The sequence below is a fragment of the Pseudomonas sp. AK106 genome (assembly GCF_053903055.1).
This window is the reverse complement of the sequence record NZ_CP096426.1, coordinates 1,693,375-1,709,803: the sequence shown is the minus strand read 5'-3', so window position 1 is coordinate 1,709,803 and position 16,429 is coordinate 1,693,375. Positions and strand designations below refer to the sequence as shown.

General features: G+C 61.6%; 17 protein-coding genes. All 17 read right to left on the bottom strand.

Annotated features, from left to right (window positions below; genetic code table 11):
• Positions 1 to 213: 213 nt before the first annotated feature.
• Positions 214 to 3,030, bottom strand: coding sequence for a FimV/HubP family polar landmark protein (locus M1E04_RS07835; protein WP_456292709.1), 2,817 nt, complete (start codon positions 3,028 to 3,030; stop codon positions 214 to 216).
• A 116-nt stretch (positions 3,031 to 3,146) separates the two neighbouring features.
• Positions 3,147 to 4,157: an aspartate-semialdehyde dehydrogenase gene (locus tag M1E04_RS07830; protein WP_456292708.1), complete on the bottom strand. Its 1,011-nt coding sequence runs from the start codon at positions 4,155 to 4,157 to the stop codon at positions 3,147 to 3,149.
• Between the two features lie 97 nt (positions 4,158 to 4,254).
• Positions 4,255 to 4,818: a DUF1285 domain-containing protein gene (locus M1E04_RS07825; RefSeq protein WP_456292707.1), complete on the bottom strand. Its 564-nt coding sequence runs from the start codon at positions 4,816 to 4,818 to the stop codon at positions 4,255 to 4,257.
• Positions 4,819 to 4,828: 10 nt separating this feature from the next.
• Positions 4,829 to 5,434: a DUF4823 domain-containing protein gene (locus M1E04_RS07820; RefSeq protein ID WP_065986396.1), complete on the bottom strand. Its 606-nt coding sequence runs from the start codon at positions 5,432 to 5,434 to the stop codon at positions 4,829 to 4,831.
• A 116-nt stretch (positions 5,435 to 5,550) separates the two neighbouring features.
• The gene (locus M1E04_RS07815; RefSeq protein WP_456292706.1) at positions 5,551 to 6,225 is read right to left on the bottom strand and encodes a TetR/AcrR family transcriptional regulator; all 675 of its coding nucleotides are present in this window, start codon (positions 6,223 to 6,225) and stop codon (positions 5,551 to 5,553) included.
• A 466-nt stretch (positions 6,226 to 6,691) separates the two neighbouring features.
• Positions 6,692 to 7,477 carry a TatD family hydrolase gene (locus M1E04_RS07810; RefSeq protein WP_065986394.1) on the bottom strand — a complete coding sequence of 262 codons (786 nt, stop codon included), beginning with the start codon at positions 7,475 to 7,477 and terminating at the stop codon, positions 6,692 to 6,694.
• 15 nt (positions 7,478 to 7,492) lie between these two features.
• On the bottom strand, positions 7,493 to 7,849 hold the full coding sequence (locus tag M1E04_RS07805) for a PilZ domain-containing protein (protein ID WP_065986393.1): 357 nt from the start codon (positions 7,847 to 7,849) through the stop codon (positions 7,493 to 7,495).
• Between the two features lie 43 nt (positions 7,850 to 7,892).
• Entirely contained in the window at positions 7,893 to 8,879 is a 987-nt protein-coding gene (locus tag M1E04_RS07800) for a DNA polymerase III subunit delta' (RefSeq protein WP_456292705.1), read from the bottom strand.
• On the bottom strand, positions 8,872 to 9,516 hold the full coding sequence (gene tmk / locus M1E04_RS07795) for a dTMP kinase (RefSeq protein WP_192136068.1): 645 nt from the start codon (positions 9,514 to 9,516) through the stop codon (positions 8,872 to 8,874). The genes M1E04_RS07800 and tmk overlap by 8 nt, the downstream gene beginning before the upstream one ends.
• Positions 9,517 to 9,559: 43 nt before the next feature.
• On the bottom strand, positions 9,560 to 10,798 hold the full coding sequence (mltG, locus tag M1E04_RS07790) for an endolytic transglycosylase MltG (RefSeq protein ID WP_296309491.1): 1,239 nt from the start codon (positions 10,796 to 10,798) through the stop codon (positions 9,560 to 9,562).
• A gap of 3 nt (positions 10,799 to 10,801) precedes the next feature.
• Positions 10,802 to 11,620 (bottom strand): aminodeoxychorismate lyase, encoded by an 819-nt coding sequence (gene pabC / locus M1E04_RS07785; RefSeq protein ID WP_192136064.1) that lies wholly within the window; start codon positions 11,618 to 11,620, stop codon positions 10,802 to 10,804.
• The gene (gene fabF, locus M1E04_RS07780; protein WP_065993132.1) at positions 11,617 to 12,861 is read right to left on the bottom strand and encodes a beta-ketoacyl-ACP synthase II; all 1,245 of its coding nucleotides are present in this window, start codon (positions 12,859 to 12,861) and stop codon (positions 11,617 to 11,619) included. Before fabF ends, pabC begins: the two co-directional genes overlap by 4 nt.
• Positions 12,862 to 12,968: 107 nt before the next feature.
• On the bottom strand, positions 12,969 to 13,205 hold the full coding sequence (acpP, locus tag M1E04_RS07775; protein WP_016973676.1) for an acyl carrier protein: 237 nt from the start codon (positions 13,203 to 13,205) through the stop codon (positions 12,969 to 12,971).
• A 186-nt stretch (positions 13,206 to 13,391) separates the two neighbouring features.
• Positions 13,392 to 14,129 (bottom strand): 3-oxoacyl-ACP reductase FabG, encoded by a 738-nt coding sequence (gene fabG / locus M1E04_RS07770; protein ID WP_065993130.1) that lies wholly within the window; start codon positions 14,127 to 14,129, stop codon positions 13,392 to 13,394.
• Positions 14,130 to 14,144: 15 nt separating this feature from the next.
• Positions 14,145 to 15,083: an ACP S-malonyltransferase gene (fabD, locus tag M1E04_RS07765; protein ID WP_456292704.1), complete on the bottom strand. Its 939-nt coding sequence runs from the start codon at positions 15,081 to 15,083 to the stop codon at positions 14,145 to 14,147.
• 138 nt (positions 15,084 to 15,221) lie between these two features.
• Positions 15,222 to 16,229, bottom strand: a complete 1,008-nt coding sequence (gene plsX, locus M1E04_RS07760) for a phosphate acyltransferase PlsX (protein ID WP_456292703.1) — start codon at positions 16,227 to 16,229, stop codon at positions 15,222 to 15,224.
• Positions 16,230 to 16,233: 4 nt separating this feature from the next.
• Positions 16,234 to 16,416, bottom strand: a complete 183-nt coding sequence (gene rpmF, locus M1E04_RS07755; RefSeq protein ID WP_003179396.1) for a 50S ribosomal protein L32 — start codon at positions 16,414 to 16,416, stop codon at positions 16,234 to 16,236.
• Positions 16,417 to 16,429 lie beyond the last annotated feature (13 nt).

Here is a 16,429-nt window from a genome sequence, read left to right as displayed (position 1 = left end):
TTCGGCTGCCGCTGTTTCTGCCTCGGTGTCTGTAGTTGCCAAGAGCTTAAAGCCTGTCGATGTGCGCAAGGGCGGCCATTATACGGATCGAAAAAAAAGACGCCATCGGCAGCACCCACTGGTGAACCCGCACGCACGCGAAAAGCCGGAGGGCCCGGCCCGGAAACGCAAACGACCGCCGAAGCGGTCGTTTTTTTGCAGCGGTGTATACCGTCAGACGAGGCGCGACAGCATGTCCCGCGCCTCCGTCTTCTGGCCATCGTCACCTTCGGCCACCACCTCGTCGAGAATGTCGCGAGCGCCGTCGGCGTCACCCATCTCGATGTACGCCCGGGCCAGGTCCAGCTTGGTGGCCGCTTCATCGGTACCGGACAGGAAATCGAATTCCGGCTCGTCGTCCGCCAGCAGTGCGTCGTCTTCAGTGAAACGCGGCGACGCGTCGACCGTCTTGTCCAGCGCCGTGTCGAACGGCTTGGCAATCGGTGGCTGTTCCAGGCTCTGGGAGAGACGGTCCAGCTCGGCATTCACGTCGTCGATTTCGGACGCAAATGCCTCGGACGCTTGCTCGGTCTCCATCTCGTCCGCCAGGGAGAGGTCGAAATCGGCAGGCAACTCAATGTCGTCTTCCGGCCCCGGCTTGTCAGCGCCCAACGATGCAGGCTGTTCGAACGGGGGCAGATCACGCAGATCGTCCTCCATCCCCAGCAAATAATCGTCTTCGGCTTTCAACGCCGGCTGATCTTCCGCCAGGTTGAGGTCGAAATCGTCCAGGTCGGCGGGCTCAGCAGGGCCGGATGTCGCCTGTTGTTCGCGCAGAATCGCGTCGAAGTCCAGGTCATCAGACGCCGATCCGGCAAACGGCGCATCCAGGTCCAGATCGTCGAGGGCAGCGGTGTCCTGCGCCGCAGCGCGGGTCGGCGCAGCAGCAGGCGATTCGCTGTCCAGATCATCAAGGCTCAGGTCAAAGGCGTTGTCGAACTCTTCGTCCAACGGCACTTCGGTCACTGTTTCTGCCACCGGAGCAGGCTGCGCCGCGACTTCAGGTTCGTCGTGAAGCAGGTCCTCGACGTATTTTGCGTCCATTTCCGCCGCCAAAGCCGCTGTGGCCGCCACCCCTGCTACCGCCGCAGCTGCTGCTGCCATGGACGGATAGCGGGATTTCAGCTCTTCGACTTCAGCGTGGTTCTTTCCCGTGGCCACCAGTTGCCGCTCCTGCGCGACAAACCCGGATTTGTTGTCCTGCTCGGCATAGACCTCCATGAGCTTGAGGCGCAGATCGCTGCGCTGCGGCTCATGCTTGATGGCCTCTTCAAGAACGGCAGCAGCCTGATTGCTCCGGCCGTAGGCAATGTGGATTTCGGCCTGAACGAGCGCGTCAGCCGGGTGCTCGCGGACCGGCTCGGCGACGGTCGGCGCCGGCGGCGTCTTTGCGTTGGGCACCGGCGCCTCCAGGCCTTCAAAGCTGCTGGCAGGCATATCCATGTCGGACGCGAAGTCCGACTCTTCGGCCAACGCACGCGCCATCTGGCGATGCCGTTCGGCTTCGATCAGCGCATTGCGTCGGCGAGCCATCAGCAACAGAAGCAGCAGCAAGACCAACAGCGCGCCGCCACCGATCAGGCCCATGAGCATCGGGCTGGCGAGGATCTTGTCGAGGGCGCTGCGGTTGTCTTCATCGACCACCGGCTCAGTCGGTACGATCAGCGCTTGATCAGGCGTTGCACTGGTCACCGCCGCACCGTCAACCGGCAATGCGTCTTCGGGCGCGATTTCGTCAGGTGCCTTCCCGGCAACATCAGGCGCCGCTGCATTCGGCACCACCTGGGCCTGCATCGCCGGGTTGGCGGCGTTGTTGGGGTTGGTCACGCTGTTGGGGCTGACAGCGGGATTGGCAGGATTGGGGGCATCAATGGGCGGCGGAACCGCTGCGCCGGACGCCTGCATTTTCGCCAGCTGGTCATTCTTCAGCTGAATCAGGCGCTGCAGTTTGTCGACCTGGCTTTGCAGATCAGTCATGCGGCTCTTCAGCTCGGCATTGTCCCGACGCGTGGTGTCCAGGCTTTCCTGAGTAGTCGCCAGCTGGTTGCTGATGTCGGCGTTGTCGCTGGCTTTGCCTTTCGCTCCAGCCTTATTGGCAGAGACAAGGCTGAGGTTGTCCTTGGCGTCGATCTGTGACGGCGCTGCGCCCGCACGGTCGCGACGGGTGGCATCGACCTGACGGGCGCCGCTCGGCAGGCGTCGGCCTTCGCGCCAGGCACGATTCTGCTCGGCCACCTCGGCCACCGCGCGAGGCTGAGCCAGCGCCGTTGACTCCTGCGGCGACGGCAGACGCAACACCTGGCCTTTTTTCAGGCGGTTGATGTTGCCGGCAATAAACGCATCAGGGTTCAACGCCTGAATCGCCAGCATGGTCTGTTGCACAGTGCCGCCATTTTTCACGCGCGCGGCAATTTCCCAGAGCGTGTCGTTATTGGCGGTGGTGTATTGGGTGAACTTGGGTTCCGGGGCAGGCGCTGGAGTTGGCGTCGAAGGTGCAGCCGCTGGCGTCTCGGCGGCAGGTGCCGGGGCAGGTGCGACGCTCGGTGCGGTCGACGGCAATTGCGCGGCGGCCGCAGCGGCCTGTGGCGAGAATTTTGGCGGGTCCAGCAACAGGCTGTACTCGCGCAGCGCCCGGCCGTTGGGCCAGAGCACTTGAACGAGGAATTTTACGTAGGGATCGCGGATAGGCTTGGTGGAGGTAATGCGCAACACACTCTTGCCGCCGGGATTGACGACCGGGGTAAAGGTCAGGTCATCCAGAATCGCCACCCGGCCAACGCCGGCCTGAGCGAACTCCGCAGAGGTCGCCAGACTCGGCACCACCTGGGAGGCATTGAGGTCCTGCACTTCTGTCAGCTCGATTTCGGCCAACAACGGCTGATTCAGGGTCGACTTCACGGTCAGACCGCCGAGGCCGAGCGCTTGTGCCATTCCCGATGACAGCGCCGAAGCCGCAGCGATTGCTAAAACGAGTTTACGAACCTGAACCATAGCCCATCCCTTGTTTGAAATTTCCCCGGCAATCGCGAAGATAATGCCTGCTCGGGTGTAAGGCGTATCGACACGCCGCAGCTAGAATGATTCTTCGAATTGTGGGCAAGTATCTTTTACGCAACATCTTTTATCAACAACTCAGCCACCTGCACAGCGTTCAACGCTGCGCCCTTGCGCACATTGTCCAGCGTGACCCAGAAATTCAGCTCACAACCGTCGTCGACGCCCCCGCGTAAACGTCCTACATAAACAGCATCCTGTCCTACGGCGTCGCCCACCGGCGTCGGGTAATCACCGGGCTCAACCAGCTCGATGCCCTCGGCCGTTTCGAGCGCGGCGTTGACCGCCTTGATGTCGACCGGTTCGCGGGTCTGCACCGACACGCTCAGGCTGTCGCCGAAGAACACCGGCACCTGGATGCAACTCACACCGACCTTGATTAAAGGCAGCGAGAGCAACTCGCGCAACTCGCTGACCAAACGTTTTTCCAATGGCACATGACCTTCGGCGTCAGGCTTGCCCACTTGGGCCAGCACGTTGAACGCCATCTGCCGGTCAAACACCTTCGGCTCCAGCGGGCGAACATTGAGCAGCTCGGCGGTCTGCCGAGCCAGTTCGGTGACCCCTTCTCGGCCCATGCTCGACACCGCCAGGCACGCCGTCACGGTGATCCGCTCGAGGTTCAGCAGTGCGCGCAACGGCGTCAGCACCAGCGCAAGGGCGGCTGCGCTGGAACTCGGGCATGCCACCTGCTGCGGCTTGGCCAGATCAGCCAGGCGGGGGCCATTGACCTCGGGCACTACATTGGGTGCCTGCTCCACGGACAATCCGGCGGACAGGTCGATCACCACACACCCGGCGGCGGTGGCGCGCTCGGCATAGCTGCGGGTGACCGTGGCGCCTGCTGCAAAGAACGCGATCTTCGCCTTGCTGAAATCAAAGGCGTCAACTTCACGCACGCGGACGTTCTTGCCACGGTACGGCACCGAACTGCCGGCCGATTCGGCGCTGGCGAGCAGGTGCAAATCGCCAACCGGGAAGTCGCGCTCTTCGAGAATCTGGACGATGGTTTCGCCGACAGTACCGGTGGCGCCGATCACGGCGATATCAAAGGACTGACTCATGGAAAAACCTCAGGAAAAATCGGGGGGCGGCACTTTAACTGCCCTGTGGTAGTCAGGCAATTGGGCGCAAGCGGATAGCCAGTTTGACAGGGGCCGATCAGGGCTCGAGACCGATGGGGAAAAATTCGCCACCGCTCCACACCCCCAGCCAGCGCTGGCCGTCGATTTCCCGCACGACAGCCAGGTCAACCAGCTGATAGAAGACATTACGGTGGATCAGCGCTTCGAGGTTGTTGCGCACACGGATATAGGGCGCTGGCTCCTGGGTCTGCGGATCGAGGTCGATACGCAGCGGATGTTCAGCCCCCGCCTCTGCCACGTCTTCGACATTGGTGGTGAACCGCAACAACTGCGACTCCCCACTGCCTTCAACGTCCAGCAGCACCGCCACAAAAGGCGCGTCGTCGACCTTGATGCCAACCTTCTCGACTGGGGTAATCAGGAAATAATCGTCGCCGTCACGGCGAATGATGGTGGAAAACAGCCGAACCATCGGCTTGCGACCAATGGGCGTGCCCAGATAGAACCAGGTGCCATCACGGGCGATGCGCATGTCGATGTCACCGCAGAAATCCGGGTTCCACAAGTGCACAGGCGGCAAACCCTTGCCGCTCTTGGCAATCTGTGCCAACAGATCGTTGGCTTTGTCCTGCCCACTCATACGCCACTCCTCAGCGGGCTTCGACGCCCAGCAAACCCCGAGCGTAAGCTTCCATCGGGGGTCCTAGCAAATCCTCGGGCTTGGTGTCGTACAAAGTCAGCAGGCCACCACGGAGGTGAATGCGGGCCGAATCGATAAGGTAGCGGGTGTTGGTTTCGATCAGCATCAGCTGTATGACGCCGTTGTCGATGCCAAGACGGTCCACTGCTTCCTGATCCGACCACTCGTCAAACGTGCCGATGCGGTCATCAGCCTTGGCAAAACGGGTGTACAGCAGATAATGCGCACCGGCAGCCCGAGCCTCGGTCATCGCGTCATCCAGACCTTCCGGGGCGCGGGCGCGGCGGACCATCGGGAAGTATTCGATAAAACCGTTGAAGGCTTCTTCAGCCACGACATTGGGACGCGGGTAGGCGCTGCCCGGGGGAGCAAAGGCGCCTTGGGCGATATAGATGAACGAGTCAGGTTGCACGCGAAAGTTGTTCAACCGGCGGGTCGAACTGTGATCCAGCAGCCCGGCGTCACTGAGCTCATCGTGAGCGCCTTGTGCCAGATCGCTGACGTGCATACAGCCACTCAACGCCAGTAGAGCCAGCAGTAAAACCAGGCTACGCATGTTTATCTCCAAAGTCCGGCGACGGAAAACCGGCGAATGGCCGGTTAATGCAGCTTTTGCGCCATGTCGGACCTGGAGAAGGCTTAGCTCGCGGAATCGGGTTTACGTGGTGCGCTTTACTCAGCAGCGGGGTCGGGCTGAGCGTCGAGTTTGGTCTCGTGCCCATGATCGATATCCCGCTTGCGTTTGTTGCCCATGCGCACACCGATGTCCATCAGGAACTGGAAGAAACCTTCCTGATCTTCAAGGACATTGCTCCAGAACGGCGAGTGGTACAGCGCCACCGCGCCGTGCACCAGCGCCCAGGCGGCGCAGTAATGGAAGTACGGAGGGACGTCTTCGAGCTTGCCTTCGGAAATCCGTCCCTTGATCAGCAAGGTCAGGTGTTCGAAGTTCGAAGCGCGGATCTTGTGCAGCTCCTCGACCAGCTCCGGCACCTGATTGCCTTTTACGACTTTCTCTTCCAGGCGGTCGAACAGGCGATAGCGCTGGGGGTCGCGCATACGGAATTCAAAGTAGGCGCGGGACAGCGCTTCTTTGTCCTTGTCGACATCCGCCGAATGCAGCAGCTCGTTCAAATCCCGCTCGTAGTCGAGCATAAGGCGCAGATAAATCTCGGCCTTGGATTTGAAATGCTTGTAGATGGTGCCTTTGCCGATACCCACGGCGTCCGCGATCATCTCGACGGTGACGCTGTCTTCGCCCTGTTCGAGGAAAAGCTTGAGCGCGGTGTCGAGGATCTCCTGCTCACGGCGGCGAAACTCACGGACTTTACGAGGTTCTTTCTGCATAGGAGGGGACTGTGGATTCGGGAATCGGAAGCGGCACATTATGCCTATCCCGCAGCAGAATGCACGGATCATCCGACCTGTATCCGTTTTCTGACGGATTTAGCCGCCAGTACGCTAAAACGAAACGCAAAGTGCCCCACCAGTCTCTTTTTTGGCGGGATGGCCTGAGTGGTCAGAAATTCGGGACATCAGTGGGATTGCGGTATCAGCAGCGCGTCAGGTATTCCAAAACTGTTTAAAAATCGTACAGCGGTCGGCTGGACGCCTGCGGATTATAGCCAATACTTATATTCGCCAACGCAGCATCTCCCCCAAGTGCCAGCGTTGGCAAGGACACCAATGGATAGCGTGTCTTTGTTTTACTCCTAATGGTCTTAACCCGGATTCACCCCCCAGAACCCGGGTTTTTTTTGCCCGCGATTTGCGCAGCGCTCGGGGCCTGGCAAGCGGCGCTGTACACGGGGGATCAGCTTTTAACGCGCGCCAGCGGGAACAGCCGCTTGAAGTTTTCGCTGGTCTGCTCGGCAAAACGCTCGTACGTCTCGCCACGGAGCATCGCCAGAAACTCGGCCACTTCACGCACGTATTGCGGCAGGTTGGGCTTGCCCCGATACGGGATGGGCGCCAGGTACGGCGAGTCGGTCTCGACCAGCAGCCGATCGGCGGGCACTTTACTGGCGACGTCGCGCAGCGCGTCGGCGTTGCGGAAGGTGACGATACCGGACAGCGAGATATAGAACCCCAGATCCAGCGCGGCTTTGGCCATGTCCCAGTCTTCGGTGAAGCAATGCAACACGCCGGCTTGAGGCAACGCGGCCTCACGCAGCAGCGCCAGCGTGTCGGCCCGCGCGCCGCGAGTGTGGACGATCACCGGCTTGCCGGTCACGTTGGCCGCCTGCAAATGAAGCCGGAACGAGGCCTGTTGCAACTCGGCAGCCTCGGGTTCGTAGTGATAATCCAGACCGGTTTCGCCGATGGCCACGACGCGAGGATGATTCAGCTCGCCGAGCAGCCACTCCAGCGCAGGCGCTTCGCCGGGCTTGAGGTCCAGTGGATGGATGCCGACCGAGCAGTCGACGTCGTCGTAGCGGTCGGCCAGCGCTTTCACGGCACCGGCATTCTCGGCGCTGACGCCGATGCACAGAAAGTGCCCGACGCCCCGCTCTCTCGCCGCTTGCAGCGCGTTGTCGAGGGAGCCGTCGTGGGCGCTGAGGTCGAGGCGGTCAAGGTGGCAATGGGAATCTACAAGCATGGCGGCGGGGGCAACTTACATCGTATGGGTAGGACGGTCGGACTTAAGCGCTCCGGCCAGGTAATTTTCAATCATGTTGCGCGCGGTGTTGTCGCCGTCGTTGAACTGCACACCGACACCGGCGGCGCGGTTGCCCTGAGCGCCCTTCGGCGTGATCCAGGTGACCTTGCCCGCGACCGGAATCTTTTCAGGCTCGTCCATCAGGTTGAGCAACATGAACACTTCATCGCCCAGCTTGTAGCTTTTGCTGGTGGGAATGAACAGGCCGCCGTTCTTGATAAATGGCATGTATGCGGCGTACAGGACGGACTTGTCCTTGATGGTCAGGGACAGAATGCCGTTACGCGGACCTGGACTCGGTGGCACGCTCATCTCGTTTCCTCAGGCAATGCATGATGCCATGCAGAGGGCCAGTCTAACCTTGTCCGGTCAGGCCTGCCCACTGCACCAATAACGCTTCGAGCAACAGAACCCGGTTCAGGTTCGCTTTTGACATGACCTTCTGGCGCTGCAGCAGCACCCAGTCCTGAATCGCCAGCACATTGCGCTGGGACGATTTCTGCGCCAGATACTGCACGACCTTGCGCATGTCGGTCAGGCCCAGGCCCTCTTCGTCCTGGGTCAGTTGATAGCGCAGGATCAGGCTTGACCAGTCGCAGAACCAGTCAAACAGCAACAACAGCGGAATGTCTTTCCAGCCTTCGGCCAGTTGAGTCGGCGATTGCTGGCCCTTGAGCAGCTTTTTAACGCCCTCCACCACCAGCGCCCGCTGCTCATGCACACCCTGGGCGTGCAGCTTGACTGCGACCAACGGCGAACCTGCTGCGAGGGTCAGCAGATCGACACGCTCCTGCTCGTCGCAATCTGGCAGTGCATCGGCCAGCCAGGCGATGCTCATGGCGTCGCTGGGCAGCGGACACGCCTGTTGCACGCAGCGGCTCTTGACCGTGGGCAGCAGCCGGCTCGGCTGATGGCTGACCAGCAACAGAATAGTGTTGCCCGAAGGCTCTTCCAGACTTTTCAGCAGAGCGTTGGCGGCGTTGATGTTCATCGCCTCGACCGGCTCGATCAGCACCACCTTGCGCCCGCCCATCTGCGCGGTCTGCACCACGAAGCTGACCAGGTCGCGCACCTGATCGACCTTGATCGCCTTGTCGGCTTCTTCAGGCTCCAGCACGTAATGATCGGGGTGACTGCCGGCCACCAGCAGCGAGCAGGATTTGCATTGGCCGCACGCCTCAAGGCCTGTCGGGTGCTGGCACAACAGCAGGTACATCAAACGCTCGGCCAGCGCCCGCTTGCCGATGCCTGCCGGGCCGTGGAGCAGGTAGGCGTGAGCATGTTGCTTGCGGCCTGCCAGTTGCTGCCAAAGGCCGTGCTGCCAGGGATAAGCCTCAGCCATGCCGGCGAGCCGCCAGCAGAGCAATCAGTTCGGGAACCAGCCCATCAAGGGACGACTGGACTTCGGTCAGCGGCAGCGCCGCGTCCACCAGGCGATAACGCTCGGGGGCCGCGGCGGCGCGCGACAGGTAGGTGCTGCGCACGGCATCGAAGAACGCTCGGCCCTCCTGCTCGAAACGGTCCAGCTGACCACGGGCGGATGCGCGGGCCAGGCCTATCTCGATGGGCAGATCGAACACCAGGGTCAGATCCGGACGCAGCGCGCCCTGGACAAAATCTTCCAGCACGGCGATGCGCTCGATGGGCAGGCCTCGGCCGCCCCCCTGATACGCGTACGTGGCATCGGTGAATCGGTCGCAAAGCACCACGGCACCCCGCGCCAGCGCCGGGCGAATCAGGCCAGCGAGGTGTTGCGCACGGGCGGCGAACATCAGCAGCAGCTCGGTATCCACAAACATCTGCTCGTCGCCGGGCGTCAACAGCAGCTCGCGAATGCGCTCGGCCAATGGCGTACCGCCGGGCTCGCGGGTCAGGACCACATCAATGCCTTCACTGCGCAGGCGCTCGGCCAGGTACTCGCGGTTGGTGCTTTTGCCCGCGCCTTCGGGGCCTTCCAGGGTAATAAACAAACCGGTCACGGGCAGTCCTTGGTGAGATTCATGGCGAGCGTGCTCGCGGTTGTCATTGGCCGGGGTCACTGGCCGGGGTCGACGGAGCCTCAGCGTCCGTCTGCGGCTTCGGCGGTTGCTCGCTCGCGCCCGGCTCTGCGTCCCTGGGTTCTGCCGCTTTGGATTCTGTTGGCTGCACATCAGCAGGTTTCGGATCTGTGGGCTGCTGCTCGGACGCGGGCTTATCGACGGCGTCCACGGGCAGCGCCGGTGCAGCGACAGGCGCCGGGCTGGAGCGGTAGTCCGCGCGACGCTTGAGCTGGAACGCCTTCACCGCCGCGTTGTGCGCATCCAGATCGGCGGAGAATACGTGACTGCCGTCCCCTCTCGCCACGAAGTACAGGCTGTTGCCGGCCACCGGGTGCATCGCCGCATGGATCGCCTCACGCCCGACCATCGAGATCGGCGTTGGCGGCAAGCCGGAGATGACATAGGTGTTATACGGCGTAGGCTCTTTCAGCAACGCCCGGGTGATCTTGCCGTTGTACCGGTCGCCGAGGCCATAAATGACGGTCGGATCGGTCTGCAGCAACATGCCCTGTTGCAAACGACGCACGAACACGCCGGCAATCTGGCCGCGTTCCTGGGGAACACCGGTTTCCTTTTCCACCAGCGACGCCATGATCAGAGCCTGGTAAGGATCGGAGTACGGCACATCGGCAGCACGCTTCTCCCATTCCTCCTGAAGCACTTCATCCAGGCGGCTGTAGGCTTGTTTCAGCAACTCGACATCGGTCATGCCGCGCACGTAGCGATAGGTGTCCGGGAAAAACCGGCCTTCGGGAAAGACGTCCGGATGCCCCAGCTTCGCCATAAGCTCCGGGTCGCTGAGATCGCTCGCCGTTTGCTCCAGCTTGACCTGTTTAGCCAGCGCCGCGCGCACCTGACGGAAAGTCCAGCCCTCCACCAGGGTGACGCTGTACTGAACCACTTCGCCTTTTTGCCAGAGATCGAGCAGTGACTCGGCGTTCATGCCTGGCGCCATACGGTATTCGCCACTGTGCAGCGACTGACCCTGCAGATTGAAGCGCCAGTAAAGCCGCAGCCAGAATGCGTCCTTGATGACGCCGTCGGCCTGCAGCCGATTCAGCACGCCGGTGGGCGAAGAGCCCGAGGGCACATCCAGCAGTTTTTCCTGGGTCAGATTGAGGGGCTGCTGCAGCGCGCTGTTCTGCTCCCAATAAGCCAGTCCCAGCAATAGCCCTGCCAGAACCACACCTGTTTCCAGCAAGACGAGTAATTTTCGGATCACGAATCAGATATCCAGAAGCCCGCGAACAAGGTGTTGGAGTTTACGGGTCAGCGGCCCAACCGGCCAGTTCAGATGCTCGACGCCGCGCACCGGCCAGATGCCGTACACGCTGTTGCAGACAAACACCTCATCGGCCTTTTGCAGGTCGGACATTTGCAGCTCCAGCTCGCGGGCCGGCATGTTCTCGCGCTCCGCCAGCGCCAGAATCTCGGCCCGCATCACACCAGCCACGCCACAGCGGCGCAGGTCCGGCGTCAGCAACACCCCGCCCTTGACCATAAACAGATTGCTGTAGACCGCCTCGACGATCCGCCCCGACACGTCCCGCATCAGCCCTTCGGCGTACTCGGCACCTTGCCATTCCCCACGGGCCAGCACTTGCTCAAGGCGATTGAGGTGCTTGAGCCCGGCCAGCAGCGGCTGTTCGGCGAGGCGGGTCTGACAGGCGAACAGTTTGACGCCCTGCTCTGCATGGGCCTCGGGATACACCGGCAGCGCACTTGCCTGGAGGATGCGTCTTGGCTGTGCGTCCACAGCGGGTGCATAACCACGCACGCCGTCGCCACGGGTGACGATGAGTTTCATCACGCCTTCACCCAATTGAGCGGCGAAGCGGCAGCACTCCTCCTCGACCAATGCCAGATCGAGGTTCAACGCCAGGCGCTGAGCACCCAGTGCCAGACGCTGCAAATGACGCTGGAAGAGCAATGGCTGTCCGGCCTTTACAAGGACAGTCTCGAAGAGACCATCGCCGTACGCCAACCCCCGGTCCTTGACGGCCAGGGAGTCAGCTGAAAGGCCATCGATCCAGCTCACGGTCATTCGGCGTACCGGCGGAAGACCAGCGAGCCGTTGGTGCCACCGAAGCCGAAGGAGTTGGAGATCACCACGTCGATCGGCATTTTCCGCGGTTCGTGGGGAACGAAGTCCAGGTCGCAGCCTTCATCAGGCTCGTCGAGGTTGATCGTCGGTGGCGCGACCTGATCCTTGATCGCCAGCACACTGAAAATCGCTTCGATGGCCCCGGCGGCGCCCAACAGGTGGCCTGTCATCGACTTGGTCGAACTGACAGCCAGTTTGTAGGCGTGCTCGCCGAATACCTTCTTGATGGCGCTGACTTCGGCCAGATCGCCCGCAGGCGTGGAGGTGCCATGGGCGTTGATGTATTGCACGTCCTCGGGACGAATCTTGGCATCGCGCAGCGCGTTGGTGATGCAGCGCGCGGCACCGGCGCCGTCATCCGGCGGCGAGGTCATGTGAAACGCATCGCCGCTCATGCCAAAGCCGATCAGCTCGGCGTAGATGGTCGCGCCACGCGCTTTGGCGTGCTCGAGCTCTTCGAGGACCATGGCGCCAGCACCGTTGGACAGCACGAAGCCGTCGCGGCCCTTGTCCCAGGGACGGCTGGCGCGCGCCGGCTCATCGTTGCGGGTAGACAGCGCGCGCGAGGCGCCGAAGCCGCCCATTCCCAGGCCGCAGGCCGCCATTTCAGCGCCGCCGGCGATCATCACATCGGCTTCGTCGTACGCGATGTTGCGCGCGGCCATGCCGATGCAGTGCGTGCTCGTGGTGCAGGCGGTGGCGATGGCGTAGTTGGGGCCCTGTGCGCCGAGGTGGATCGACAGGAACCCGGAAATCATGTTGATGATCGACCCCGGTACGAAGAACGGGGAGATCTTGCCCGGCCCCTGCTCATGCATCAGCCGGCTGGTGTTCTCGATGTTGGTGAGGCCCCCGATGCCTGATCCCATCGCCACGCCGACGCGCTCGCGATTGGTGTCGTCGATCTTGATACCGGAGTTGCGCACGGCCTGAAAGCTGGCAGCCAGCCCGTACTGAATGAACAGATCGAGTCTGCGGGCCTCTTTGGCCGACAGGTATTCCTCGACATTGAATCCCTTGACCGAACCGCCAAAGCGGGTGGTGTATTGGGACAGGTCCGTGTGTTCGATAGGCCCAATGCCACTCTGGCCAGCCAGAATGCCTTGCCAGGTGCTCGGCACATCCGTGCCCAAAGGCGTCAGCATACCCATACCGGTGACCACGACGCGTCTACGCGACACAGGACTCTCCTTTCTTCTATTGATGAAACGCTGCCCTATTCAAAGAAAAAACCGCACGCCAGGGGCAGTGCGGTTTCTCCAGGACAGCAAACTACGATTACAAAATCTTACGCCTGGTGGGCAGTAACGTAATCGATAGCCGCTTGAACAGTGGTGATCTTCTCGGCTTCTTCGTCAGGGATTTCGGTCTCGAATTCCTCTTCCAGAGCCATTACCAGCTCAACGGTATCAAGGGAGTCGGCACCCAGGTCTTCAACGAAGGAAGCACTGTTGGTGACTTCCTCTTCCTTGACGCCAAGTTGTTCGGCAACGATTTTCTTGACGCGCTCTTCGATGGTGCTCATACCGTGTTTTAACTCCTAGTGGACAAATTCAGGCAGCTGGCCGATGGGTAAGTGTATAGAAGAGGTTTTGCGCATTTCAAGCTAAACGCAATTCCCGCTACGCCCGACAGCCTTCCGCCCCTTAAAAGATTTCAGCTTTATAACGGATTTTAGACAGCCCGTATGACATTTTTTCGATACGACCGGTCACATGTACATGCCGCCGTTAACGGGGATTGTAGCCCCGGTCACGTAGCCTGCACCTTCCGAGGCAAGAAAAGCGACAACATGCGCGATCTCTTCTGCCTGCCCCAGTCGGCCCAGAGGAATCTGGGCCGTCAGGGAATCACGTTGCGCTTCTGGCAGCTCGCGGGTCATGTCGGTGTCGATGAAACCCGGCGTCACCGAATTGACCGTCACTGCACGCGACCCTACTTCACGTGCCAGGGCACGGCTGAAGCCTTCCAGACCCGCCTTGGCGGCTGCGTAGTTTACTTGACCTGCGTTGCCCATGGCACCCACCACGGAGCCGATGCTGATGATCCGGCCCCAACGCGCCTTGGTCATCCCGCGCAGGACGCCCTTGGACAGGCGGAACAGACTGCTCAGGTTGGTGTTGATGACGTCGTGCCACTCGTCATCCTTCATGCGCATCATCAGGTTGTCACGGGTGATACCGGCGTTATTGACCAGGATCAACGGCGCGCCAACGCGTTCGGTGATCTGGGCGAGCGCGGCGGCAACGGATTCGTCGCTGCCCACGTCCAGCGCCAGACCGAAGCCTTCGATGCCGCTTTCCTTGAAATAAGCGGTGATTTTCTCGGCACCGGACTCGGAAGTCGCCGTGCCCACGACGATGGCGCCGTTACGACCCAGTTCAAGGGCGATCGCCCGGCCAATGCCGCGGCTCGCGCCGGTGACAAGTGCAACTTTACCCTGACTCATGCAGGCGTCTCCTAATCAGGCCAGCGCCGCACGAGCGGCGGCGAAGGCGTCTGGGGTATTGAGGTTTTGGGTGGCCACGCCATCGGCGCAACGCTTGTTCAATCCGGCGAGAACCTTGCCCGGGCCGCACTCGACCAGTTGCAGGGCGCCCTGGGCGGCCAGGGTCTGGATCGATTCGACCCAGCGCACTGGCTTGTAGAGCTGCTGCAGCAGATCGGCTTTCAGCGTACCGAGGTCGGACACGACACTCGCGGTGACGTTCTGCACCAGCGGGATCTGAGGCACCTGCCAGTCAATGGCAGCGATCGACCCGGCGAAGCGTTCCGCCGCCGGGCGCATCAGCTCGCAGTGCGAAGGCACGCTCACCGGCAACGGCAAGGCACGCTTGGCACCCTTGGCCTTGCAGATTTCTATGGCGCGCTCCACGGCGGCCTTGGCGCCGGCAATCACGACTTGTCCGGGCGAATTGAAATTCACCGCGCTGACCACCTCGCCCTGAGCCGCTTCGGCACAGGCAGCAATGACCACCGCATCGTCCAGGCCGAGAATGGCCGCCATGCCGCCCTGCCCCGCAGGCACGGCTTCCTGCATCAACTGACCCCGGCGCTCGACCAGCTTCACCCCATCGGCAAGGGTCAGGCTGCCGGCCGCGACCAGCGCGCTGTACTCACCCAGACTGTGCCCGGCGACATACGCAGGGCGCACGCCGCCTTCCGCCAGCCACAGACGCCACAAGGCAATCGATGCGGTGAGGATGGCAGGCTGGGTTTTATCGGTCTGGTTGAGGCTCTCTTCCGGGCCCTGCTGGGTCAGCGCCCAGAGGTCGTAGCCCAGAGCAGCGGAAGCTTCTTTGAACGTCTCCAGCACCAGCGGATGCTGCGCGCCCAGCTCGGCCAGCATGCCAAGGGACTGCGAGCCCTGGCCCGGAAAGACAAATGCGACGGAAGCAGACATTAACAAGCCCCTGATTATTCTCGTCAAAATGAGCGTCCGGCGGGCCGAACGCGAGGTAATTCAATGTGTTGCGGTGGACAGTTGGATGACCACGCGGTCACAGGCGTCACATTCTAGCCCAAGACTCGCACTGAAGCCCTAAAGCAGATCCTCAAGACGACCGCGCAAGCGCTGGGGCAGGTTTTCCTGAATCTCGATCAGTGCCCGCTGTATTGCGCTCTGGAAACCCTGGGCATCGGCCGAACCATGGCTCTTCACCACAATGCCCTGCAGCCCGAGAAAACTGGCACCGTTGTGACGCGCCGGGGCCAGGTCGGCCTTGAGCTGGCCGAGCACAGGCCTTGCCATCAACCCCACCAGCCGCGACAGCACGTTGCGACGAAACAGCCGCTCGATACGCTCGCCAATCATCAGCGCCAGTCCTTCGCTGGACTTCAGCAACACATTGCCGACGAAGCCGTCACAGACCACGACATCCGCTTCACCCCGATACAGGCCATCGCCTTCGACAAAACCGATGTAGTTCAGCGCCGGCGCAGCCTGCAACAGACCGGCAGCCAGCTTGACCTGCTGATTGCCCTTGATGTCTTCGGTGCCGACGTTCAGCAGTGCGACTCTGGGTCGCACCACGCCCAGCGCCTCGGCCGCCACCGAACCCATCACGGCAAACTGATAAAGATGCTCGGCCGTGCAATCAACGTTCGCACCCAGATCCAGCAATTGGCAATAACCGCCCCGGGTCGGCATCGCTGCCACCATGGCCGGGCGGTCGATGCCCGGCAAGGTTTTCAACACGAATCGGGACAGCGCCATCAAGGCACCGGTATTGCCTGCACTGACACAGGCATGGGCCTTGCCCTCGGCGAGAAGCCCCAACGCGACACGCATCGACGAATCAGGTTTGCCCCGCAAGGCCTGGGACGGACGCTCGTCCATGGTGATGATTTCACCGGCGTGCACAACGTGCAGGCGCGAGCGATCGACACCGGAGTGGCGTGCGATGAGGTCTTCAAGAAGGGAGGATTGACCAACAAGGGTCAGGTGTAGCGAGGGGGTAGCAAGCAGGCAGGCGACGCAGGCCTGAACAATGCTGCGGGGACCGAAGTCCCCGCCCATTGCGTCGATCGCGATGACCGGAGCAGACAAGAAATTACTCGTCAGCGCCCTTGTCGATCACTTTACGGCCACGGTATACGCCTTCTGGCGATACGTGGTGACGCAGGTGAACTTCACCGGTGGTTTTTTCTACAGACAGAGTGCTAGCCTCGAGAGCGTCGTGGGAACGACGCATGTCACGGGCAGAGCGGGATTTTTTGTTCTGCTGAACAGCCATAATTGATTAACTC

Coding starts and splice junctions, on each gene's coding strand:
- M1E04_RS07835 (WP_456292709.1), bottom strand. CDS start 3,030: ATGGTTCAGGTTCGTAAACTCGTTTTAGCAATCGCTGCGGCTTCGGCG.
- M1E04_RS07830 (WP_456292708.1), bottom strand. CDS start 4,157: ATGAGTCAGTCCTTTGATATCGCCGTGATCGGCGCCACCGGTACTGTC.
- M1E04_RS07825 (WP_456292707.1), bottom strand. CDS start 4,818: ATGAGTGGGCAGGACAAAGCCAACGATCTGTTGGCACAGATTGCCAAG.
- M1E04_RS07820 (WP_065986396.1), bottom strand. CDS start 5,434: ATGCGTAGCCTGGTTTTACTGCTGGCTCTACTGGCGTTGAGTGGCTGT.
- M1E04_RS07815 (WP_456292706.1), bottom strand. CDS start 6,225: ATGCAGAAAGAACCTCGTAAAGTCCGTGAGTTTCGCCGCCGTGAGCAG.
- M1E04_RS07810 (WP_065986394.1), bottom strand. CDS start 7,477: ATGCTTGTAGATTCCCATTGCCACCTTGACCGCCTCGACCTCAGCGCC.
- M1E04_RS07805 (WP_065986393.1), bottom strand. CDS start 7,849: ATGAGCGTGCCACCGAGTCCAGGTCCGCGTAACGGCATTCTGTCCCTG.
- M1E04_RS07800 (WP_456292705.1), bottom strand. CDS start 8,879: ATGGCTGAGGCTTATCCCTGGCAGCACGGCCTTTGGCAGCAACTGGCA.
- pabC (WP_192136064.1), bottom strand. CDS start 11,620: ATGACCGTGAGCTGGATCGATGGCCTTTCAGCTGACTCCCTGGCCGTC.
- acpP (WP_016973676.1), bottom strand. CDS start 13,205: ATGAGCACCATCGAAGAGCGCGTCAAGAAAATCGTTGCCGAACAACTT.
- fabG (WP_065993130.1), bottom strand. CDS start 14,129: ATGAGTCAGGGTAAAGTTGCACTTGTCACCGGCGCGAGCCGCGGCATT.
- fabD (WP_456292704.1), bottom strand. CDS start 15,083: ATGTCTGCTTCCGTCGCATTTGTCTTTCCGGGCCAGGGCTCGCAGTCC.
- rpmF (WP_003179396.1), bottom strand. CDS start 16,416: ATGGCTGTTCAGCAGAACAAAAAATCCCGCTCTGCCCGTGACATGCGT.